19 protein-coding genes are annotated in these 20,089 nt (G+C 69.9%); 8 read left to right on the plus strand and 11 right to left on the minus strand.

Annotated elements, in window-relative coordinates:
- Positions 1-279 precede the first annotated feature (279 nt).
- The 5 genes from EV671_RS23145 (at position 280) to EV671_RS23165 (ending at position 5,504) form a co-directional block, all read left to right on the plus strand.
- On the plus strand, positions 280-774 hold the full coding sequence (locus tag EV671_RS23145; protein ID WP_132576284.1) for a hypothetical protein: 495 nt from the start codon (positions 280-282) through the stop codon (positions 772-774).
- A 27-nt stretch (positions 775-801) separates the two neighbouring features.
- A complete protein-coding gene (locus EV671_RS23150) occupies positions 802-1,488 on the plus strand; it encodes a PEP-CTERM sorting domain-containing protein (protein ID WP_132576285.1) in 687 nt (228 codons plus the stop codon).
- A 94-nt stretch (positions 1,489-1,582) separates the two neighbouring features.
- Entirely contained in the window at positions 1,583-2,812 is a 1,230-nt protein-coding gene (gene argJ / locus EV671_RS23155) for a bifunctional glutamate N-acetyltransferase/amino-acid acetyltransferase ArgJ (RefSeq protein WP_132576286.1), read from the plus strand.
- Between the two features lie 122 nt (positions 2,813-2,934).
- On the plus strand, positions 2,935-5,061 hold the full coding sequence (locus EV671_RS23160; RefSeq protein WP_132576287.1) for a prolyl oligopeptidase family serine peptidase: 2,127 nt from the start codon (positions 2,935-2,937) through the stop codon (positions 5,059-5,061).
- The gene (locus EV671_RS23165; protein WP_132576288.1) at positions 5,058-5,504 is read left to right on the plus strand and encodes a GNAT family N-acetyltransferase; all 447 of its coding nucleotides are present in this window, start codon (positions 5,058-5,060) and stop codon (positions 5,502-5,504) included. The genes EV671_RS23160 and EV671_RS23165 overlap by 4 nt, the downstream gene beginning before the upstream one ends.
- Before the next feature lies 1 nt (position 5,505).
- On the opposite strand, the gene EV671_RS23170 is transcribed toward EV671_RS23165, so the two are convergent.
- From EV671_RS23170 to EV671_RS23180, 3 genes are read right to left on the minus strand one after another with little or no spacing between them, the layout of a single operon-like run.
- Positions 5,506-6,768, minus strand: a complete 1,263-nt coding sequence (locus tag EV671_RS23170; protein WP_132576289.1) for a hypothetical protein — start codon at positions 6,766-6,768, stop codon at positions 5,506-5,508.
- A 58-nt stretch (positions 6,769-6,826) separates the two neighbouring features.
- Positions 6,827-7,486 (minus strand): alpha/beta hydrolase, encoded by a 660-nt coding sequence (locus tag EV671_RS23175; protein ID WP_132576290.1) that lies wholly within the window; start codon positions 7,484-7,486, stop codon positions 6,827-6,829.
- Positions 7,479-7,922 carry a GNAT family N-acetyltransferase gene (locus EV671_RS23180; RefSeq protein ID WP_165917694.1) on the minus strand — a complete coding sequence of 148 codons (444 nt, stop codon included), beginning with the start codon at positions 7,920-7,922 and terminating at the stop codon, positions 7,479-7,481. The genes EV671_RS23175 and EV671_RS23180 overlap by 8 nt, the downstream gene beginning before the upstream one ends.
- Before the next feature lie 52 nt (positions 7,923-7,974).
- On the opposite strand from EV671_RS23180, the gene EV671_RS23185 reads away from it, so the two are divergent.
- Positions 7,975-8,646, plus strand: coding sequence for a histidine phosphatase family protein (locus EV671_RS23185; protein ID WP_132576292.1), 672 nt, complete (start codon positions 7,975-7,977; stop codon positions 8,644-8,646).
- Between the two features lie 19 nt (positions 8,647-8,665).
- Here the strand turns inward: EV671_RS23185 and EV671_RS23190 are convergent, their stop codons facing one another.
- A complete protein-coding gene (locus EV671_RS23190) occupies positions 8,666-9,373 on the minus strand; it encodes a PEP-CTERM sorting domain-containing protein (RefSeq protein ID WP_132576293.1) in 708 nt (235 codons plus the stop codon).
- 207 nt (positions 9,374-9,580) lie between these two features.
- Between EV671_RS23190 and EV671_RS23195 the strand changes: the two genes are divergently transcribed.
- Positions 9,581-10,822, plus strand: a complete 1,242-nt coding sequence (locus tag EV671_RS23195; protein WP_132576294.1) for a class I SAM-dependent methyltransferase — start codon at positions 9,581-9,583, stop codon at positions 10,820-10,822.
- Between the two features lie 312 nt (positions 10,823-11,134).
- Here EV671_RS23195 and EV671_RS23200 read toward each other — a convergent pair whose 3' ends face one another.
- The 4 genes from EV671_RS23200 to EV671_RS23215 form a co-directional block, all read right to left on the minus strand.
- On the minus strand, positions 11,135-12,088 hold the full coding sequence (locus EV671_RS23200; protein WP_132576295.1) for a hypothetical protein: 954 nt from the start codon (positions 12,086-12,088) through the stop codon (positions 11,135-11,137).
- 25 nt (positions 12,089-12,113) lie between these two features.
- Positions 12,114-12,641, minus strand: a complete 528-nt coding sequence (locus EV671_RS23205; RefSeq protein WP_132576296.1) for a YcnI family protein — start codon at positions 12,639-12,641, stop codon at positions 12,114-12,116.
- A gap of 15 nt (positions 12,642-12,656) precedes the next feature.
- On the minus strand, positions 12,657-15,056 hold the full coding sequence (locus tag EV671_RS23210) for a TonB-dependent receptor (RefSeq protein WP_132576297.1): 2,400 nt from the start codon (positions 15,054-15,056) through the stop codon (positions 12,657-12,659).
- 87 nt (positions 15,057-15,143) lie between these two features.
- Complete coding sequence (locus EV671_RS23215; RefSeq protein ID WP_165917695.1) at positions 15,144-15,482, minus strand: DUF2946 family protein; 339 nt, start codon at positions 15,480-15,482, stop codon at positions 15,144-15,146.
- Between the two features lie 121 nt (positions 15,483-15,603).
- On the opposite strand from EV671_RS23215, the gene EV671_RS23220 reads away from it, so the two are divergent.
- Positions 15,604-16,149: a TlpA family protein disulfide reductase gene (locus EV671_RS23220; RefSeq protein ID WP_165917696.1), complete on the plus strand. Its 546-nt coding sequence runs from the start codon at positions 15,604-15,606 to the stop codon at positions 16,147-16,149.
- A 3-nt stretch (positions 16,150-16,152) separates the two neighbouring features.
- Here the strand turns inward: EV671_RS23220 and EV671_RS23225 are convergent, their stop codons facing one another.
- From EV671_RS23225 to puuE, 3 genes are read right to left on the minus strand one after another with little or no spacing between them, the layout of a single operon-like run.
- The gene (locus EV671_RS23225; protein ID WP_132576300.1) at positions 16,153-17,379 is read right to left on the minus strand and encodes a M20/M25/M40 family metallo-hydrolase; all 1,227 of its coding nucleotides are present in this window, start codon (positions 17,377-17,379) and stop codon (positions 16,153-16,155) included.
- Entirely contained in the window at positions 17,372-19,123 is a 1,752-nt protein-coding gene (uraD, locus tag EV671_RS23230) for a 2-oxo-4-hydroxy-4-carboxy-5-ureidoimidazoline decarboxylase (RefSeq protein WP_132576301.1), read from the minus strand. The genes EV671_RS23225 and uraD overlap by 8 nt, the downstream gene beginning before the upstream one ends.
- A complete protein-coding gene (puuE, locus tag EV671_RS23235) occupies positions 19,120-20,085 on the minus strand; it encodes an allantoinase PuuE (RefSeq protein ID WP_132576302.1) in 966 nt (321 codons plus the stop codon). The genes uraD and puuE overlap by 4 nt, the downstream gene beginning before the upstream one ends.
- Positions 20,086-20,089: the final 4 nt, after the last annotated feature.

Below are 20,089 nucleotides of genomic sequence, written 5' to 3' on the forward strand. Positions count from 1 at the left end.
CCCGCGATGACCGCGGCAGCGTTCTCACGAACGCCCCCAACGTTCCTGGGACATCAAGCCCTGGCAAGCCTCAGACAGCGACGGTCATAACACCTATGCCGATGGGCTGCAGGGATCAACAGGCCCACCCATCCGGGGGGAAAACCGTGAGTTTGGGCACGGACGGCCATCCTGCCCACGCGCATGGGGGGTGCTCGCCCCTCGAGCCTCCCCCTAGAGTGCAGTCCCAGAAGGCCCCGCCACTGGGGTTTGCCCGATAGAAAAGTCAGAAAGCCCGTCATGAAAGCCCTGTTTGCAGCCGCAGCGATCGTCCTGGCCACCGGCGCTTCGGCCAATACGGTCAGCTTCAGCAACTACGGCCATCAGGACGGCACCGGTAACGGTCTGGTCTTTGACGACACCTACACGCTCGACCTCGCCAGCGACACCTGGGTCAGCGGCCTGCTGACCACCGCCACTTTGCTGGGCACCACCCCGGCCGTTGACATCAGTGGGGTCAAGCTGAGCCGGATTGGCAGCAACGATGTGATCTGGGTCGAAACCCTGAACGTCAACTGGGACGTGGCCCCTGATGGCGTCGAGCAATGGGCCCTGGGCTCCCAGCTGTTGAGCGCCGGCCAATGGCAGCTCGAGGTGCAGGGCACGTCCTACGCCGACAAGATCGGCAATGGCTACGCCGCCAATGTCGAACTGCCGGAGCCGGGCAGCGTCGCCCTGGCCGCCCTGGCCCTGGCCGGTGCCGGCCTGGCCAGCATCCGCCGCCGCAAGGCCTGAGCCCTCCGAACGCACCGGAAGACCGAGATGAAACACATCGCAGTTGCAGGCCTCTTCGCCGCTGGCATCCTGGCCGCCCAGGCCGCGGGGGCAGCGACCACGGTCAACATCAAGTGGCAGGGCCTGGATACGTCGGGCACCAAGCTCAGCACGATGGACACCACCGTGTCGTCCACCACGCCGATCACCAGCAACTACGCGACCTCGGCGCTGAACTACACCAACCTCGATACCGGTTCGAGCTTCGTTGCCTATTGCGTCGAGCCCCTGCAGGGCAACGGGCGGGCCGGCATCGCTCGCGCCTACAGCGTCGAGAGCTTTGGCGGTGTGCAGGCCCAGCAGCTGCAAGGCCTGTTCTCCACGGCCTATGCCGGCCTGAGCACCTACAACGACAAGGCGGCCTTCCAGCTCGCCGTGTGGGAGATGGTCCTCGAGACCGGCTCCACGCTGGACGTGAACAGCGGCAGCTTCCATATCTCCAGCACCGACGCTGTCAGCACCCAGGTCGCCAGCGAGGCCAATTCCTTTCTGGCCCAGGCCCTGGCCTACACCGGCCCGGCCCGCTACACGCTGACCAAGCTGACCAATCCGCAGCTGCAGGACCTGATCACGGCCACGCCGCTGAGTGCCGTGCCCGAGCCCGAGAGCTATGCGCTGTTCCTCGGCGGCCTGGGTATCGTTGGCCTGCTGGTGCGCCGCCGCCTGCCGCGCTGAACGCGCCGCAAGCCCTGCAAAGGCTCCTTCGGGAGCCTTTGTCGTTTTAGCTTCTTAAAATCCGCGCGCTTTCCCCGACTCCTTCCAGCGCGCCATGCCCGTCAATCTTTCCGCCCCCGATCCCGCCAACCTCCTGCCCGTGCCGGGCGTGCGCCTCGGCGTGACGATGGCGGGCGTGCGCAAGGCCAACCGGCGCGACCTCAGCGTCATCGCGCTGGACGAGGGCGCGGCCGTGGCTGGCGTGTTCACGAGCAATCGCTTCTGCGCCGCCCCTGTGCAGGTCTGCCGTGAGCACCTGGCCGGCGGCTCGGCCATCCGCGCACTGCTCATCAACACCGGCAATGCCAACGCCGGCACCGGCGCCGACGGCCTGGCGCGAGCGCGCGAGACCTGCCAGGCCCTCGCCGGCCTGATCGGCTGCGCGCCCGCGCAGGTGCTGCCCTTCTCCACCGGCGTCATCATGGAGACGCTGCCGGTGGACCGCATCGCCGCCGGCCTGCCCGCGGCGCTGGCCGCGCTGCGCGACGACGGCTGGGGCGAGGCGGCCCTGGGCATCATGACGACGGACACGGTGCCTAAGGCCGCGTCGCGCCGCATCAAGATCGGCGGTGTGCCGGTCACGCTGTCGGGCATCTCCAAGGGCGCCGGCATGATCCGGCCGAACATGGCCACGATGCTGGGCTTCGTCGCGACGGACGCCAATATCGCGCCGACCCTGCTGCAGCCGCTGGTGAAGGCCGCCGCCGACGCGTCCTTCAACCGCATCACCATCGATGGCGACACGTCGACCAACGACTGCTTCATGCTGATCGCGTCGCGCCGTGCCGCGCATGCCGAGATCACGTCGCTGGACAGCGCCGACGCGAAGACGCTGCGCGAGGCCCTGGTCTCGTTGGCCCAGGAACTGGCCCAGGCCATCGTGCGCGACGGCGAGGGTGCGACCAAGTTCATCACCATCACCGTCGAGGGCGGCCGCGACGAGGCCGAGTGCAAGCTCGCGGCCTATGCCATCGCCCACTCGCCGCTGGTCAAGACGGCCTTCTTCGCCAGCGACCCCAACCTGGGCCGCATCCTGGCCGCCGTCGGCTATGCCGGCATTGCCGACCTCGACCAGGGCCTGATCGACCTGCACCTGGACGATGTGCATGTCGTCACCCGGGGCGGCCGCCGCCCCGAGTACCGCGAGGAGGACGGCCAGCGCGTGATGAAGCAGGCCGAGATCACGATACGCATCGGCCTGAACCGCGGCGCGGCCAGCGCGACGGTCTGGACCTGCGATCTCAGCCACGACTACGTCAGCATCAACGCCGATTACCGCAGCTAAGTTCAAGGGTGGCAGCGAAAAACCTGCGGGTTTTCTCTGTCAGGACTTCATCGCATGACCATCGGCGCCCGCCAGGGGCGGCGCCGAGAATCCGCGGCTTCCCGAATCCAGGATCAAGCCTGATGAAGCTCACCCTGTCCGCCCTTGCCATCGCCGCCGTGCTCGCCACCCCTGCCCAGGCCCAAGGCCTCAGCTACCCCGCCACGCGCAAGGTCGACCAGGTCGACGGCTACCACGACACCGCCGTCGCCGACCCCTATCGCTGGCTGGAAGACGACAACAGCGCCGACACCAAGGCCTGGGTCGCGCAGCAGAACGAGGTCACGGACAAGTTTCTCGCCGCCATGCCGCAGCGGCTGCCGGTGCGGCACATCTATACCGAGCTCTACAACTTCGAGCGCTTCGGCATTCCCTTCCACGAGGGCGGTCGCTATTTCTGGAGCCGTAACGACGGCCTGCAGCAGCAGAACGTGCTCTACACGGCCAGGACGCTGAAGGACACGCCGCAGGTTGCGCTGGACCCCAACGCCCTCAGCAAGGACGGTACCGTGGCGCTGAGCGGCGTGGTGCCCTCGCGCGACGGCAAGTTGCTGGCCTATGGCGTGGCCGGCGCAGGGTCCGACTGGCAGGTCTGGAAGGTGCGCGACCTCGCCACCGGCCAGGACCTTGCCGACCGCATCGACTGGGTCAAGTTCAGCAGCGCGGCCTGGACGGCAGACGGCAAGGGCTTCTTCTACGCCCGCTACGACGCCCCCAAGGAAGGTGATGCCCTCAAGGGCGCGAACTACTTCCAGAAGCTCTACTACCACCGCCTCGGCACCGCTCAGGCGGATGACGTGCTCGTCACCGAGAACCGCGACGACAAGGAGTGGGGCTTCGGCGCCGAGGTGTCGGACGACGGCCAACTGTTGCTCGTCACCGTCTGGAAGAGCGCCGGCAGCAAGAACGGCCTGATGGTGCTGCCCCTGCCCAAGGGGGCGTTCGCCGGCGGCAAGCCCCAGCCCGTCACGCTGGACTTCGACGCCCAGTACAACCCCGTCGCCGTCGTGGGCGGCAAGCTCATCGTCAAGACCGACAAGGACGCGCCGCGCGGACGCCTCGTCGCCATCGACCTGAGGCATCCCGCGCCCGCCGGCTGGAAGACGCTGGTCGCCGAGGGCCCGGACGCGATGACCGGCGCCTCGGCCGTCGGCGGGCGCTTTCTGCTGAGCTATCTGCATGACGCGGCGACCCTGGTGCGCGTGCATGGCGCCGACGGCAAGCGCCTGTCCGAGGTGGCCCTGCCCGGCATCGGCACGGCCAGCGGCTTCGGCGGCCGCTGGGACGAAAGGGAAACCTTCTTCAGCTACACCAGCCTCACCAACCCGGCCGAGATCCATCGCTACGACCTCAAGACCGGCAGGATCGAATTGTTCAAGCGCCCGAAGACGGCCTTCAATCCCGACGAGTTCGAGACCCGCCGCGAATTCGTCACCAGCAAGGACGGCACCCGCTTCCCCATCTTCATCGCCGCGAGGAAGGGCCTGAAGTTCGACGGCAGCAACCCGACGCTGCTCTACGGCTACGGTGGCTTCGACATCTCCATCACGCCGGCCTACAACGTCACCGCGGCCACCTGGCTGAAGATGGGCGGCGTCTACGTCATCGCCTCCGTCCGCGGCGGCGGCGAGTACGGCTCGGCCTGGCACGAGGCCGGCACCAAGCTGAAGAAGCAGAACGTCTTCGACGACTTCATCGCCGCCGGCGAGTGGCTGGTTAGAACCAAGGTCGCCAGCCCGGCGACGCTGGCCATCAACGGCGGCAGCAACGGCGGCCTGCTGATCGGCGCCGTCACCAACCAGCGCCCCGACCTGTTCGCCGCGGCCGTGCCCCAGGTCGGCGTGATGGACATGCTGCGCTACCAGAACTTCACGATCGGCTGGGCCTGGGCCACCGACTACGGCACCAGCGACGATGCCGCGATGTTCAGGGCGTTGTACGCCTACTCGCCGCTGCACAACATCAGGAGCGGCGTGAAATATCCGGCCGTGCTGATCACCACCGGCGACCACGACGACCGCGTCGTGCCGGCGCACAGCTTCAAGTACGCCGCCACGCTGCAGGCCGCCGACACCGGTCCGGCGCCCAAGCTGATCCGCATCGAGACCAATGCCGGCCACGGTGCCGGCAAGCCGACGTCCAAGATCATCGAGGAGCGCGGCGACATCCTCGCCTTCATCGCCAACACGATGCACCTGGAAGTGAAGTGACGGCCGCGAGCGCGCTCCGCGATCTGGGCTTCGCCGATGTCGACGCCCTGCTGGTCCTCTACCGGCACCTGAACGCGGGCGACGCGCCGCCGCCACCCGAGGCGGCGCGAGCCGTGTTCGGCCACCCCGGCCTGCGCCACTTCGGCCTGTTCGACGGGGAGGCGCTGATCGCGAGTTGCAACCTCGCCGTCATTCCGAACCTGACGCGCGGTGGGCGCAGCTATGGCGTCATCGAGAACGTTGTCACCCATGCCGATCATCGCGGCCGGGGCCACGGCCAGGCCGTCATCCGGCATGCCATCGCGCAGGCCTGGGCCGCGGGCGCCTACAAGGTCGTGCTGACGACGAGCCGCAAGGACCCGGCCGTCTGGGCCTTCTACGAGAGCTGCGGCTTCGACAGCGGCGACAAGCGCGCCTTCGTCATCCGCCGGCCCGCGGTCTGAATCAGAAGTTCACGGCCTTGGTCTTCATGCCGCGCGCCACCAGCGTCGCGTTGATGAGCTGAGCCTGCTCGCGGCTCGGGAAGGGCCAGATGGTGGCGCGCCAGCCTTCGGGCGTCTGGATGACGTCAGCCTGCAGCGCATCCGGGTTGCTGTACACGCCGACGAGGCCGGCCTTCATCTTCTTCAGCAGCGCCTCGGCGTCGGCCTTGCTGCCCGCAGGGCCGACGAGGGCGACGACGGTCTGGCCCGGCGCCGCGGCCATGCGTTCCAGGCGCGGGTCGGCGGGCTCGGGCATCTTCGCCGCGTCGGGTGTTGTCTCGGCGCTTTTTTCGGCGCTCTTCCCGGGGCTTTTTTCCGCGGCCTTGTCCGCCGGTGCGGAGGCGGGCTTGCTCGACAGCAGCGGGGGCCGTGCAATGCCGTCCGACCTTCGTACGAGGTGGGGCCGGATGTCGGGCTGCGAGGCGGCTGAAGCTTCGGCCTCGGGCGCACGGGCAGCGGCCTCGCTGGCCGACGCGGGGGTGGATGCGGCTTCGGCCGATGAGGCCGGCAAGGCGGGAGGCTGTATGGCGGAGGCCGGTGCTGGTGCTTGCGAGGAGGCCGCGGCAGCCGGCGGCTCGACCTGGGCCGGCGCCTCATGGCGCGGCCACAGCGCCCAGGCCAGGCCCGCGGCCAACAGGGCCGCCACGCCAGCCGCCAGCCCCAGGCGCAGCGGGTCCCAGATGCGCCGGCCGATGACCTGGGACGGAATGCCGCGCCCCGTCAGCACGCGGCTGCGGCCGCGGCCGGCGTCGATGCCGGCGCTCATCAGATAGAGCTCGAAGGGCCAGCCGCCATGCGCGCCGGCCAGCGTCTCGTCGATGACGATGACGCGCCAGGGGCGGGTCTCGGGCGTCGCGGGCGGTTCGGCAAAACCGTGGGCCAGCGCGAAGCGCTCGATGCGCGCCGGACTCAGGCCGGGCAGAAACTTCTCGTTGAAGGCCCGCCACTGCGTGCGCGCTTGCCGGCGCAGCTTCAGCCGCCGAGCCAGCCCCGCCGCGCGCTGCACGAGCACGGACCAGCGCGACTGTGGCGGATGCTCGTGCATCGCGTCGAAGGCGCTGACGACATCGGTCAGCACTGGCTCGACGACACCGCCGGCCTGGGCGCTCGCGCGCACGAAGGGCAGCGCGACGACGCCGATGGTGTGCACGTCGTCCGCGGCGATGCGCCGCGCCAGCGGGTGGCGGTTGTGCCAGTCGACGATCTGTTCAGCCAGGCGCTCCATGACTTGTCGATCTTGCCCGGCCCGCCCTGGCGCCGGTGGTGGAAACAGAGCCTCTAACTCAGCCCAGTTGCTTCAGCAGCCAGGCGTTCAGGTCCTGGATCTCTTCCATGCAGACCGAGTGCGGCATCGGGTAGTCGTGCCACTCGACCTCGTGGCCCAGCGCGCGCAGCGCGTCGCGGCTGGCCGTGCCGCGGGCCGGCACGACGACCTGGTCCTGCGTGCCGTGGGCCATGAAGATGGGCAGGCCGGCATTGGCCGCCGATCGCTCGGCCGCCGTCGTCGCGGCCAGCGGCAGATAACCCGACAGTCCGACGGCGCCGGCCAGGCGCTCGGGGTAGCGCAGCGCCGTCATCAACGCCATCGCGCAGCCCTGCGAGAAGCCCATCAGCACGATGCGCCCGGCCGCCACGCCACGCCGGCGCTCACTGTCGACGAGGGCGGCGATGGCGGCCTGCGACTCGCGCAGCCCGGCTTCGTCTTCGCGGCGCACGAGGTCGGTGCCGAGGATGTCGTACCAGGCCCGCATCACATAGCCGCCGTTGATCGTCACCGGCCGCTCGGGCGCATGCGGGAACACATAGCGCACGGCGCCCAGGGCCCGCAGGTCCAGCTCGCCGCAGATGGGCACGAAGTCGTGCCCGTCGGCGCCCAGGCCGTGCAGCACGATGATCGTCGTGCTGGGGTTGGGGCCGGTCTCGATCTCGTGGGTTTCAAGCATGGCGGGTGGTCCAGTCTGTGGCGAACAGCTCGAAGCGGCGCTCGCCATGGTCGTCGATATGCAGCGGGCGCCAGCCCGCGCGGCGGTAGAAGGCATCGGCGCGTGAGCCGGGCTGGGTGCCCAGGCTCAGCCGCGGCAGGCCGGTGGCGAACAGCCAGTCCACCATCGCGTCGTGCAGCGCGCGGCCGTGGCCCTGGCCCGCGCGGGCCGGGTCGACGAACATCGCCCAGATGTTGCCGTCACGGGCGTCGCCGATGGAGAAGCCCGCGATGTGGCCGGGTGCCAGCTCGACGACCCAGCCGCGGCCGAAGCCCTCCAGGTAGGCGTGCAGTTCGTCGTCCAGGATGCGGCCCGGCGTCAGCGTGTTCTCGGTGACGGCGTAGCGCACGCGCCAGATCTCGGCGGTGTCGTCACGGGTGGCGATTCGAAGCGTCATGGCGTCATTGTCGCGACAGCGGCGCGGCGGTTCGCCCTTCATCATTCGGGCCATGGGAAGCCTCTACCTCGTCCGCCACGGCCAGGCCAGCTTCGGCGCGGCCGACTACGACCAGCTCAGCGCCAATGGCCATCAGCAATGCCGCCACCTGGGCGCCTACTGGCGCGAGCGCGGCCAGCGCTTCGATGCCGTCTTCACCGGCACGCTGCGCCGCCATGCGCAGTCGCTGGCCGGCATCCAGGAGGGTTATGGCGAGGACCTGCCGGCCGTCGCGCTGCCGGGCCTGAACGAGTACGACAGCGAGGCCGTCGTGCGCGCCATCCATCCCGGGCCGCTCGGCAAGCCGACCGATCCCGAGGCCGTCAAGCAGCATTTCCGCCTGCTGCGCCAGGGCCTGCTGGCCTGGATGCGCGAGGAGACCGCGCCGGCGGGCATGCCGCTACACCGCGACTTCGCCGCCGGCGTGGCCGATGCGCTGGCGCGCGTGCTGGCGCTGGGCGTGGGCAAGCAGGTGCTGATCGTGTCCAGCGGCGGGCCCATCGCGACGGCCGTGGCCCAGGTGCTGGACTGCCCGCCCGAGAGTTTCGTCGAGCTGAACCTGCGCATCCGCAACTCGGCCGTCACCGAGTTCGCGTTCAACCCGAGGCGGCATCACCTCGTCACGTTCAACGCGTTGCCGCATCTGGACAGCGCCGAGACGCGCGGGCTGGTCACGCACGCCTGAGCGTGCATGAACCGCGTCGTCAGCCGGCGCGGCGGCGGCTCGCGGCGGCCACGCCCAGCAAGGCCAGGCCGGCCAGGGCCAGCGAGGCCGGCTCGGGCACGTTGTTGGGCGGCGCGTCGTTGAACGAGTTGGTCGGTGCCGTGTTGGTCGGCGGCGTGATCGCGGGGCTGGTCATCACCTGGGAGAGCAGGTCGCCCACGACGTAGTAGCCGGCCGGCTTGTAGCCGTTACTGCCGGGCTTGCCCGAGGCGGCCTGCCAGGCCGTGAAGCCGACTTTCAGTTCCGGCGCCGTGACGCCGCTGATGTCGATGTTCTTGCCGAGCAGGTCGATGGTGAGCAGCAGGTCGTTGCTCAGCGGCAGGTCGGGGCTGGCGTCCAGGCACAGGGCCTTGGAGTTGCCATTGGCGTTGCAGCCGGAGCCGGTCAGCTCGGTGCGGGTGTAGCTCCATTGGAAGCTGCCGCCGGGGGCCGGGCTGGCGCTGACGTTGACGCCGGTCAGGCCGCTCAGGTCGCCCAGGCCCTTGAAGCCCAGCTCGCCCAGGTTGGTCGCGGGGGCCCAGTTGCCGGTGGCGTCCAGCGCGTTCTGGATGTGCAGCGTGAAGGTGTCGGCGTCCACCGCGTGGTAGGTGAAGTTCACGCCCTGGCTCGCGACGACGAGGTCCGCATGGGCGGCGGCCGAAAGAGCGGTCAGCAGCGAGGCGGCGAGCAGGCGCAAGGACTTGGACATGAAACGAGCACTCCCCTGTGGATGCCGCTCTGGCGGCGATTGACTTCAAGTTAGGGGGTAGCTTAGGGTGCAGAGGCGGCTGCGCCCATCCCCGCCACGCGGGGTCGGCGGGCGGGCGGCGTGAGGAATTGGGCACCCGGCGCCACTTCACCCCCGACGCGAGGGGGTGTCGGGCGCGGGCGGGGCGATCCGGGACAATCCCGGCCGATGTCCGCCGCGCTCTTCACCTCGCTGATCTCCCCGCCCCCCGCCGCCACGGCGCCCGCGCATGAGCGCTTCCTGCATCTCGTCCGCCTGGCCCTGGCCGGCGGCCAGTTCGGCAAGCTGCTGCTGTCGGGGCCGGTGGGCGACGAAGCCGACGTCGAGCGCCTGACCGTACGCGCCATCGAGCTGCGCGGCGAACCGGCGCTGAGCTTCCTGTGGCGGCACCGGACGAAGGACGTCACGAAGAACCACGCTCCCGAGGCCGGCCTGGCCGAGATTGGCGCGCTGCTGGGCGGGCGCTTTCGCAATGCCCATCTGCACACGGCCGCCGAGGAGGTGCAGTTCGCCGTCAGCCGCAAGGGCCGCGAGACGCTGCGCGTCACCCGTGTCGATGGCGCCCAGACGCCGGATCCCGCCGCGCACGACAAGGCCAAGCACCGTCCGCTGGACATGGCCCACCCGGTCTGGTCGGCGCTGGGCCTGACCCACCTCGTCAAGGGCGAGCCGGCCCTGGTGCCGGCGATGGCGCGCAAGTGGAAGCAGATCAACCGCTTCGTTGAGATCCTGGCCTCGGCCGTGGCCGAGGCCGGCCTGACGGGCCCGGTGCGCGTGGCCGACTTCGGCTCCGGCAAGGGCTATCTGACCTTCGCCGTGCACGACTGGCTGCGGTCCCAGGGCCTGGACCCGCGCGTGACCGGCATCGAGCTGCGCGACGACATGGTCAGGCTGTGCACGGCCATCATCGACAACGAGGGCCTGGCCGGCATCCGCTTCGACCAGGGCGACGTGCGCACCCAGGCCGTGCAGCCGCTGGACGTGATGATCGCGCTGCACGCCTGCGATATCGCCACCGACCATGCCCTGCACGTCGGCCTGCAGTCGGGCGCCAGCATCATCATGAGTTCGCCCTGCTGCCACAAGGAGCTGCGCCCGCAGATGGCGCTGCCGGCCGTGCTGAGGCCCATGCTCCAGCACGGCATCCATCTCGGCCAGGAGGCCGAGATGGTGACAGACTCGCTGCGCGCGCTGCTGCTGGAGAGCCAGGGCTATCGCACCCAGGTGTTCGAGTTCATCGCGCTGGAGCACACCAGCAAGAACAAGATGATCCTGGCCGTGAAGGCGCGAGGCGCCGCGGCCGAGGCCCTGGCGGCGCGCCGGCCCGAGCTGCTGGCCCAGGTTGCCGAGATCAAGCGCTTCTACGGTCTGCGCGAGCAGCGGCTGGAGCAGTTGCTGGGCTCGCCCTGACGCCCAAACAGAAGCCCCGCCCGGCGTGAACCGGTCGGGGCGCAAGAGCGCTTCACGCCGCCCGGGACGCACCTTGCGGTGCATGGGGCTGCGGCGTGGATCACAGCGCAGGCGGCCGTTGCTTGCGACACCGGGGGCGGTGACGCGGGCGGGGCCCTAGCTCATGCTTTCATGGTCGCGGGCGGTCGCGTTCCGCCTCGCCAGGGGCCGCAGCGTTGCCGGGGGCCGTGCACTGGTGACGGGCTGAATCATCGGCGCAGCGCGCCGTGAACAAAGCTGCGATCAGGCGGGCCCGGCCGGGCTTTTTCCGCGTCAGTACGCGTAATGCAGGCCGACCGAGGCGCTGAACCTGGGCTCGATCTGCAGGCCGTTGACATGCTGGTAGACCGGCAGCTGGATGAAGGCATAGGCCTTGAGCTGCTCGCTCAGCGTGGCGGTCAGGCCGGGGCTCAGGTAGGCGAGCGTGGAACCGGCGTTGGCCGTGTCGGCGTTGACGCCCGATTCGCGGCGTTCGCTGCGCAGGTTGAGCTGCAGCTGCGGTGCGACGGGGCCGTCGCCGACATAGCGCAGGCCCAGGCTGAGGTTGAGGCCGGCACCGGGCTTGAACCCGTCCTTGCCCTGCAGCGGCAGCTGCAGCAGGGCCTGGGCGAAATAGTCGAAGTGGGTGGCGACGGTGCCGAAGCGGTAGGCGCCCAGCAGCAGGTCGGTGGAGCCGGTGCCGGGTTGCAGGCCGCGGTCCAGCGGCTGGCCGGCCTGGGGGCCGGCGGCGAAGCCCTGGTCGGTCCGCCCCGTGGGCAGCTTGAGGCCGAATTGCAGGCCCCAGTGGCGCTCGGCAGGGTCGCCCTGGTAGCGGGCCAGCACGCGCACGTCGCCGATGCCGGAGGAGCGCGACGTGGACAGCTCGGTGTCGCCCTGGGCCACGGTGGCGTGGCTGCGCAGCAGATAGGGCAGCTGCAGCGTCACGGCCCAGTCGGGCGAGAAGCCGTAGTCCAGCGTCAGCGTGCTGATGTGGTTGGCCGTGTTGCGCTGGATCTCCTGGTCGGCCGGCAGCGGGATGCCGGCGCGGTCCACGCGGTGGCTGCCGCTGCGCAGCTCGTCCTGGTTGAAATAGTCGTGGCGCAGGTCGAGGCTCAGTCCGGACGCGGCGTACAGGCCCTGGCTGGCCCAGTCGGAGCTGAGCGTGCAGCCGCAGCTGGAGCAGGCCCAGGCGGCGGGCAGGGCGGTGGCCAGTGCGGCGGCGATGGCGGTCTTTTGCAATGAGGTCATGGTCGGTGTCCTGTGATGAGGGGGCTCAATGGGCGTGCTCGCCGGCGGCCGGCCGGGCCGGCACGACGCTGAGCCTTGCGGCCGGGGCGGCGGCGGGCTTGCCCGGGCCGGGGACTTCGGCCCAGTTCATCTCGCCCTTGACGCAGACCTGGCGCACCTTGAACCACAGCTCGCCGGGCTCGCCGGGCAGCGTGGTGCGCAGGCTGAACTCGTCGTACCAGGCGTCCTGCAGGAAGTCGGCCTCGGAGTTGGCCGTCCAGCGCACCTCGGCGAGCTCGTCGGTGACGGTCTTGCCGTGACTTTGGTAAGGACTCTTCAGCGATGCGCGCGTGGTGGTCAGCGTCCAGCCGGGCTTGGGGACGGGCTTGCTGCCGCGCAGGCCCTCAGGCAGCGTGACGATGATCTGCCGGGTGGCCGAGCCGTCGCAGCCGTGACCGACGCGCAGCACGGCCTTGTAGGGCTTGCCGGCTTCGGCCTCGGCGGTCTCCAGCGTGATGTGGGCCTGGGCGGCGCCGGCCAGGGCCAGCAGCGTGAGGAAAGAGAAGGGCTTCATCGGGGGCTCCTGGGCTCAGAGATCGAACTTCAGCTCAGCCGAATAGCTGCGCTGCGGGTAGTTGTGGAAGTTCCAGTAGCGGGCGTTGTTCAGGTTGTCGATGCCGAAGGCGGTGCTCCACTGTCGGTCCAGCTTCCACAGCAGGCGCAGGTCGGCGGTCGCATAGCGGCTGACGCCCATGTAGGCGAAGCCGTTCACGTCGGCATTGTTCAGCGTGCGGTACTGGCGGCCGCTGTAGCGCGCCGCGAGGCTGGCGGACCAGCGCTTGTCGAGGCGGTAGGCGGCCAGGGCGGTCGCGCGCCAGCGCGGGATGTTGGGCTGCCATTTGCCGACCGTGTCGCCCGGCGTCGTGACGAAGCCGGCGTTGGCCTTGATCCTGGAGTCGGTATAGGTGACGCTGCCCGACAGGTCCAGGCCCTTGAGCCCCCAGTCCACCGCCGACAGCGTCGCCTCCAGCCCCGTCGTGCCGACCTTGTCGATGTTCTGCACGCGGCTGATGTTCTTGTTCGCGACGGGGTCGAGGACGGTCTGTGAATAGAGCGAGTCGCGTGTGGTCTCGGCGAACAAGGTCAGGCGCGACTGCAGCGGGCCCCAGCCCTGCTCGACGCTCAGCTCGCCGGTCCAGGACTTCTCGGGTTTGAGGCCGGGGTCGTTGATGTACTGCGAGTTGGTCGTCGACGTGGCGCCATAGAGCTCGCCGACGGTCGGCATGCGTACCGCGCGGCCCGTGGCGAGCTTGATCACGGTCTCGGGCGCTGCCTGCCAGGACAGCGCGGCCTTGGGCGACAGGAAGTTCTCGCTGCGCGGCGCGTAGGCCTGGCTGGACGTGGCCGAGAAGTCGGTGCGGCCGTCCCGGGCCTGCCAATGCTCGGCGCGCAGGCCCAGCACGGCCTTCCAGTCGGCGTTCAGCAACCAGGCGTCCTGGGCATAGGCGGCCTGCAGCCGGGTCTTGCCGGTCACCTTGTTGAGCAGCTTGCCGGGCCCGTCTGCCAGGTAGTTGCCGGTGATGCCGGAGCTCAGGTAGCTGAGCTTGTAGCTGTCCTGCTGCAGCCCGAAGTCCAGCACATGCGCCGTGCCGGCCGGGCGCCAGATGCCCTTGGCGGCCAGCGTGTTCCAGCCCGTGCCGCTGCCGTCGGCCAGCGTGCCGGCGCCGCCGGTCCAGGCGCCCGGCTGCGGGTTGTCGGAGAGCACGCCGCTCGCGCTCAGGCCGTTCTGGCGCTTGCCGTCCTTCTGGTAGCCGTAGAGGCTGGCGGCGACTTCCCAGTCCCATTCGCCGCCGCTGTGGCTTTTCACCGAGACGCCGTGCATCACATGCTGCAGCTGCTCGCGCGTCAGCGCGAAGTCGGAGGCGGTCAGCCTGGTGAACTGCCTGCCGTCGATGACGATGGCCCCCGAATACACCGGCTTGCCGGCCGCGTCGCGCAGCCAGCTCGTCGAATTGCCGTCGGAGTCGTTGCGCCACAGGCCCAGCACATAGTTGGCGCGCACCGTGGGGCCGAGGTCGTAGGCCAGCTTGAGCTTGAGGTGGTCCTGCGTGTTGTTGTACTGGGTGCCGGCACCGAGCAGGTACCACGGTGCATTGCTGCTGTTGGGTACGAGCAAGGCGCCGGTCACCGGCGTGGCGGTCGTGACCGCCGTGCCCGTGCTGGCCATGCGGGTCGCGAAGGTCAGCGGCTGGCCGTCGCTGTCGGTGTGGTTGACGTTGAGCCACCAGCTGAAGCCGCCTTCGCGGCTGCCCACCGACACGCTGGCCGCCCAGGCACGGTAGCTGGCCTTGTGGCCGTAGAGCTCCGAGGACTGGGTGCCGTACCCGACCTTGGCGTGCGCCTCGAACTTCGTCGGCATGCGGGTCTGGTAGTCCACCACGGCACCCACCGAGTTGCCTGGATAGGCCGCCGAGAAGGGGCCGTACATCACGTCCACGCGCTCGATCTCTTCCGGTGTGACCAGGCCCCAGCGTGGCGGGAAGGACAGGCCGCCCACGCCGTTGCCGAGGTAGTTGGACAGCAGGATGCCGTCCGCGTAGACGGCCGAGCGCGCGCTGTTGCCGGTGCCCGAGGCGCGACTGGACAGGATGGCGTGGTTGTAGTCGCCGATATAGCGCTTGCGCACCAGCAGGCTGGGCAGGTATTTCAGCGCGTCTTCGGAGTCGGTCGCGTTGATGGTGCGTTCGATGTCCTCCCGCGTGACGCTCTCGCGCGTGGTCGGGATATTGCTGGGCAGGGAGCTGGGTGCGGCACCCTGCACGCGCACGAGGCCGAGCTTGTGGCGCGCAGGAGCGGCAGCCGTGGCGGTGATCGGGGCGTCTTCGCAGTCGCAGTCCTCACAGGCGAGGGCGGTGCTCGGGACCAGCGCGAGGCCGGACAGGAGGGCGCAGGCGGCGGCAGCCGCGCGCGCGAGGGCAGTCTTCTTCATGATTCGGGCAGTGATCGGAGTCGGTGCGCCACCCGCAGGGGCGGTGGCGGTCGCCGGGGCCCAGGGGCAGCCGGCAGGGGAGGGGACTCAGATCAGCCCGGGTGGGGCGCGGGCGCTGGCGGGGCGCCAGGCGTGGGCGGTGACCGGCGCGGTCCAGAAGCGCTCGGGAGCCTCGAAAACGATGTCGTCGCGCAGCAGCTGGGCGGGCGCCGCGGGCGGACCGGCCAGATCGGCCGCATGGATGTGGCAGGCCGGGCAATGCCCGTGGGCCAGCAGGTCGAGGGCCGCTTCGATGGGCTTGGGCTTGGCCGCATTGGCCGCCGTGGGCGCCCGGCAGACATCCTGCCAGGCCGCGTAATCGCCGCGGGCATGCGCCAGCGCGGCACTGATGCCCGGCGCCAGCACGCCCAGCAGGAACACGATCACCAGCCACCACGCCTGTCGGCGAGTGCGGGTGGGAACGTGCCGCAAGGGCATCAGGGCGGGCATTCCTCGATTCTATGGGGCGGGTTAGGCGCTCATCATGGCGGCGACAGGGAGAAAACACATGAACGAAGCACTGCATCGCCGCGGCCTGCTGGCCTGCGCCGGCCTGGCCGCGCTGGGCGCCGCGCGCGCCGACGACGAGGCCGCGGCCAAGCCCGCCAGGCCACCGCTGGAGCGGGTGGCGCCCGACGCCTCGCTGGGCCGCCAGCTCGATGGCAGCGAGCCCAGGCTGTCCGACTACGAGGGCCGGGTCGTCGTCGTCAGCTTCTGGGCGACCTGGTGCCCGTATTGCCGCGAGGAGTTCCCCTATCTCGACGCGCTGCAGCGCGCCGGGCGCGACAGGCTGCAGGTGGTGTCCGTCAACACCGAGGAGCGCGACGTCTTCCGCAAGGTGGCGCGCCTGCTGTCCGAGCAGGTCAAGCTGACCCTGACCTACGACCCGGCCAAGGCCAGCCGCAAGGCCTTCGAGGCGCCGGGCTCCCTGCCCTACTCCGTCATCCTGCACCGCGACCGCAGCGTCGCGGGCATCAAGACCGGCTGGGGCGAGGGCAGCCTGAAGAACCTGGTGGCGACCGTCAACGCGGCGCTGGCCGCGGACGCCGCCTGAGCTTCACGTGGCCGCCAGCAGCCCGGCCAGAGCCCGCGCCACCACCTGCGTCGCGCGGCGCAGGTCGTCCAGCACCAGATGCTCGTCCGCCCGCTTGGCATTGCTCTCCAGCACCGTGCGCGGCCCGGCGCCGTAGATGGCGGCCGGGATGCCGTGGGCGGTGTAGAGGCGAACGTCGGTGTAGAGCGGCGTGCCCGAGGTCGGGATGGGCTCGCCGAACACCGCCTCGCCGGCCTGCTGCAGCGCGGCCACCAGCGGCGCGGCGCCGGGCAGGGGCTGCATCGAGTTGGCGAGCAGCAGGCGCCTGATGTCGAGCCTGATGCCGGGGCTCTGCGCCACGGCGGCCTCGATCAGCGCGCGCACCTCGGCCTCCACCGCCACCGGGTCTTCCTCGGGGATCATGCGGCGGTCCAGCTTCAGCACCACCTTGCCGGGGATGACGTTGGTGTTGCTGCCGCCCTCGATGCGCCCGACGTTGAGATAGGGGTGGGTGATGCCCGGCACGCCGGAGCGCCGCGTCTTCAGCACCTCGTTGTGGGCGTAGAGGGCGGTGAGCAGCTGGGTCGCGGCCTGCAGCGCGTCGATGCCCGTCTCCGGATAGGCCGCATGCGAGGCCAGGCCATGCAGCGTGACCTCCATCTGCAGGCAGCCGTTGTGCGCCGTGACGACCTGGTAGCTGAAGCCGGCGGCGATCAGGTAGTCGGGCTTCGTCAGGCCCTGCTTGAGCAGCCAGCCCGGGCCCAGCTCGCCGCCGAGCTCCTCGTCGTAGGTGAAATGCAGTTCGACGGCACCCTTCAGCTTCAGGCCCGAGTTCTTCAGCGCCAGCAGCGCAAAGGTGTAGGTCGCGAAGTCGCTCTTGCTGACGGCAGCGGCGCGGCCATAGAGCTTGCCGTCCACGATCTCGGCGCCATAGGGCTCATGCGTCCAGCCTTCGCCCGGCGGCACCACGTCGCCGTGCGCGTTCAGCGCGATCGTCGGGCCGTCGTCGGAAAAACGGTGGCGAGCTATCAGGTTGGTGATGGACTGCATGCCGGCGGCCTGTACGTCGGCCGCGGGCACGGCGTGCTTCTCGACCGCGAAGCCGAGGGCCGTCAGCAGCTCGGCAGTGCGCTCCGCATGCGGCGCGTTGTTGCCGGGCGGGGTGTCGGTGGGGATGCGGACGAGGGCTTGGAGGAAGCGGACTTCGTCGTCGAAGTGATTGGCGATCCAGGCGCCCAGAAGTTTAGACATTCAGGTTCTCGATCAGTTGCCGGAAAGCATCGATGGCGAGTTGGGCATCATCCGTTGTCACCGACTCCAACGGGTTGTGGCTGATGCCCCCATTGCCGCCGCGCACGAACAGCATGGCCTGCAGCAGCAACTCGTGGATCTTCATCGCGTCATGCCCGGCGCCGGACGGCAGTCGGTGGATCGGCAGGCCCAGCTCGCCGACGGCGGCCTCCCACCGCGATTGCCAAGCCGCATCGCTGGGCGCCGCGTTGGCGGCCAGCGTGGGTTGCAGCGTGTAGCTCAGACCGCGGCGCTCGCAGATTTCTTCGAGCTTGGCGAGCACGTCGGCATCCAGCGCGTCGCGGGCCGCGTCGGTCGTTGCGCGCAGGTCCAGGCTGAAACGGCAGCGGCCGGGGATGACGTTGATGGAGCCAGCGGGCACTTCCAGCATGCCGACCGTCGCGACCACGTCCGGCACGGCGGCGGCGCGTTGCTCGGCGAACAGGATCAGCTCGGCCACGCCGGCCGCGGCGTCGCGGCGCTGGCCCATGGGCGTGGTGCCGGCATGGCTGGCCAGGCCGACGATCTCGCCGGTGTAGCGGCGGCTGCCGTTGATGCTGGTGACGATGCCCAGCGGCAGGTCCAGGCTGTCCAGCACCGGGCCTTGCTCGATGTGCACCTCGACGAAGCCGAGGTAGCGGCCCGGGTCGCGCGCGAGGGCCGAGATGGCGTCCATCGTGCCGGGCAGGCCGGCGGCCTGCATCGCGTCGCGCAGCGTGGTGCCGGCGGCGTCGGTCTGGCCCAGCCAGGCCGGGTCGAAGGCGCCGACCAGCGTGCTCGACCCGAGGAAGTCGGCTGGAAAGCGCTGGCCCTCTTCCTCCGAGAAGCCGACGACCTCCAGGCCAAATGCCAGGCGCCTGCCGGCGCGGTGCAACTCGCGCACGGCCAGCATGGCCACGAAGATGCCCAGCCGCCCGTCGAAGCGGCCGGCGCGGCGCACGGTGTCGTAGTGGCTGCCGGTCAGCAGACGCTTGTCGCTGCTGCCGCGGTAGATGCCCACGACATTGCCGACCGCATCGCGGCCGACCTCGTCGAAGCCGCAGTCGCGCATCCAGGCCATCAGCTGCCCGGCGACGGTCGTGTGCGTGGGCGTCGCATAGGTGCAGGTCAGGAAGGTCTCGTCCTCGCTGTGCCCGGCAAGCGCCGCGGCCCAGTCCCACAGCTGCTCGCCCAGTGCAGGCTTCACGCCGAACTTGTCGTTCAGGCGGATCTCGGCGATGCGGTGGATCTGGCGCAGGCATTCGGCCCGCTCGACGTCCGGGTGGGCGCGCAGCCGACGCTCGAAGGTGGCAATGATTTCCTGGCGCGTGAAGCCGCTGCCGCGCGGACCGCGCACGGCCAGGATGAAGGGCCAGCCGAAGCGGGCGTTGTAGTCGGCGTTGAGCTTCTGCAGCTTCGCGAACTCCTTGGGCGTGCAGGCGGTCAGCCCGGCCCTGAGCTGCTCGTTCGTCGACTCCGCCGTCAGCTCGCCGGCGACGGCGGCCTTGCCGGCCAGTTCGGGGTGGGCGCGGATCAGGCCGAGCTGCTCGTCCATCGTGGCCTCGCGCACGGCGCGGGCCAGGGCCACCTTCAGCGCGGCCAGCGTCTTGAAGGGGCGCAACGGAGCGGCGCGCTCGGCGATCCAGGGCGAGTGTTCGTAGGTACCGTCGAGCAGCGCGACGAAGTCGGCCGTGCCGGTGTTGTTGAGGTCGTCGAGTTTCATCATTCCCAGACAAAGGCCGTCTTGGCGTCGAAGGGGTGCACGGTCTTCCAATGCCGCGCGATGTCCAGCCGCCGGCACACCCACACGCGGTCATGCGCCTCGATGTGGTCCAGAAACTTCTGCAGCGCGCGCATGCGGCCAGGGCGGCCCAGCAGCCGGCAGTGCATGCCGATGCTCATCATCTTCGGCGCCTCGGCGCCTTCGGCGTAGAGCAGGTCGAAGGAATCGCGCAGGTACTCGAAGAAGGGCTGGCCATGGCTGAATCCCTGGGGCAGGGCGAAGCGCATGTCGTTGCAGTCCAGCGTGTAGGGCACGACCAGATGGGGCGCCAGCTCGCCATGGGTCTTGCGCACCTGCAGCCAGAAGGGCAGGTCGTCGCCGTAGTAGTCGCTGTCGTACTCGAAGCCGCCGAAGTCGGCCACCAGGCGGCGCGTGTTGGGGCTGTCGCGGCCGGTGTACCAGCCCAGCCCGTGCGGGTCGCGGCCGAGCGTCAGGCGCTTGAGGGACGCCATGGCCTGGGCCAGATGGGCACGCTCGGTGTCCTCTTCCATGCTCTGGTAGTGGATCCAGCGCCAGCCGTGCGAGGCGATCTCGTGGTCGAGCTCGACGAAGGCCTGGGTCACGTCCGGGTGGCGTTCCAGCGCCATGCCGACGCCGAACACGGTCAGCGGCAGCGCGCGCTTCTCGAACTCCTTCAAGAGCCGCCACACGCCGACGCGCGAACCGTATTCGTAGATGCCCTCCATGCTCAGGTGGCGGGCCGGGTAGCTGGCCGGGTTGGCCATCTCGGACAGGAACTGCTCGCTGCCGGCGTCGCCATGCAGCACCGAGTTCTCGCCACCCTCCTCGTAGTTCAGCACGAACTGCACGGCAACACGGGCATGGCCGGGCCATTGCGCATGGGGCGGGTTCTCGCCGTAGCCGACGAGGTCGCGGGGATACCGGGGCTGATGAGGCGCGTTCATCCCT

It is taken from the genome of Roseateles saccharophilus, assembly GCF_004342485.1.
In the GTDB taxonomy this organism is placed as follows: Bacteria; Pseudomonadota; Gammaproteobacteria; order Burkholderiales; family Burkholderiaceae_C; genus Pelomonas; species Pelomonas saccharophila.

What these genes read in the sequence shown, in the direction of transcription:
- EV671_RS23145 (WP_132576284.1), top strand. Translation starts at nt 280, where the DNA reads ATGAAAGCCCTGTTTGCAGCCGCAGCGATCGTCCTGGCCACCGGCGCT.
- EV671_RS23150 (WP_132576285.1), top strand. Translation starts at nt 802, where the DNA reads ATGAAACACATCGCAGTTGCAGGCCTCTTCGCCGCTGGCATCCTGGCC.
- argJ (WP_132576286.1), top strand. Translation starts at nt 1,583, where the DNA reads ATGCCCGTCAATCTTTCCGCCCCCGATCCCGCCAACCTCCTGCCCGTG.
- EV671_RS23160 (WP_132576287.1), top strand. Translation starts at nt 2,935, where the DNA reads ATGAAGCTCACCCTGTCCGCCCTTGCCATCGCCGCCGTGCTCGCCACC.
- EV671_RS23170 (WP_132576289.1), bottom strand. Translation starts at nt 6,768, where the DNA reads ATGGAGCGCCTGGCTGAACAGATCGTCGACTGGCACAACCGCCACCCG.
- EV671_RS23175 (WP_132576290.1), bottom strand. Translation starts at nt 7,486, where the DNA reads ATGCTTGAAACCCACGAGATCGAGACCGGCCCCAACCCCAGCACGACG.
- EV671_RS23180 (WP_165917694.1), bottom strand. Translation starts at nt 7,922, where the DNA reads ATGACGCTTCGAATCGCCACCCGTGACGACACCGCCGAGATCTGGCGC.
- EV671_RS23185 (WP_132576292.1), top strand. Translation starts at nt 7,975, where the DNA reads ATGGGAAGCCTCTACCTCGTCCGCCACGGCCAGGCCAGCTTCGGCGCG.
- EV671_RS23190 (WP_132576293.1), bottom strand. Translation starts at nt 9,373, where the DNA reads ATGTCCAAGTCCTTGCGCCTGCTCGCCGCCTCGCTGCTGACCGCTCTT.
- EV671_RS23195 (WP_132576294.1), top strand. Translation starts at nt 9,581, where the DNA reads ATGTCCGCCGCGCTCTTCACCTCGCTGATCTCCCCGCCCCCCGCCGCC.
- EV671_RS23200 (WP_132576295.1), bottom strand. Translation starts at nt 12,088, where the DNA reads ATGACCTCATTGCAAAAGACCGCCATCGCCGCCGCACTGGCCACCGCC.
- EV671_RS23205 (WP_132576296.1), bottom strand. Translation starts at nt 12,641, where the DNA reads ATGAAGCCCTTCTCTTTCCTCACGCTGCTGGCCCTGGCCGGCGCCGCC.
- EV671_RS23210 (WP_132576297.1), bottom strand. Translation starts at nt 15,056, where the DNA reads ATGAAGAAGACTGCCCTCGCGCGCGCGGCTGCCGCCGCCTGCGCCCTC.
- EV671_RS23220 (WP_165917696.1), top strand. Translation starts at nt 15,604, where the DNA reads ATGAACGAAGCACTGCATCGCCGCGGCCTGCTGGCCTGCGCCGGCCTG.
- EV671_RS23225 (WP_132576300.1), bottom strand. Translation starts at nt 17,379, where the DNA reads ATGTCTAAACTTCTGGGCGCCTGGATCGCCAATCACTTCGACGACGAA.
- uraD (WP_132576301.1), bottom strand. Translation starts at nt 19,123, where the DNA reads ATGATGAAACTCGACGACCTCAACAACACCGGCACGGCCGACTTCGTC.
- puuE (WP_132576302.1), bottom strand. Translation starts at nt 20,085, where the DNA reads ATGAACGCGCCTCATCAGCCCCGGTATCCCCGCGACCTCGTCGGCTAC.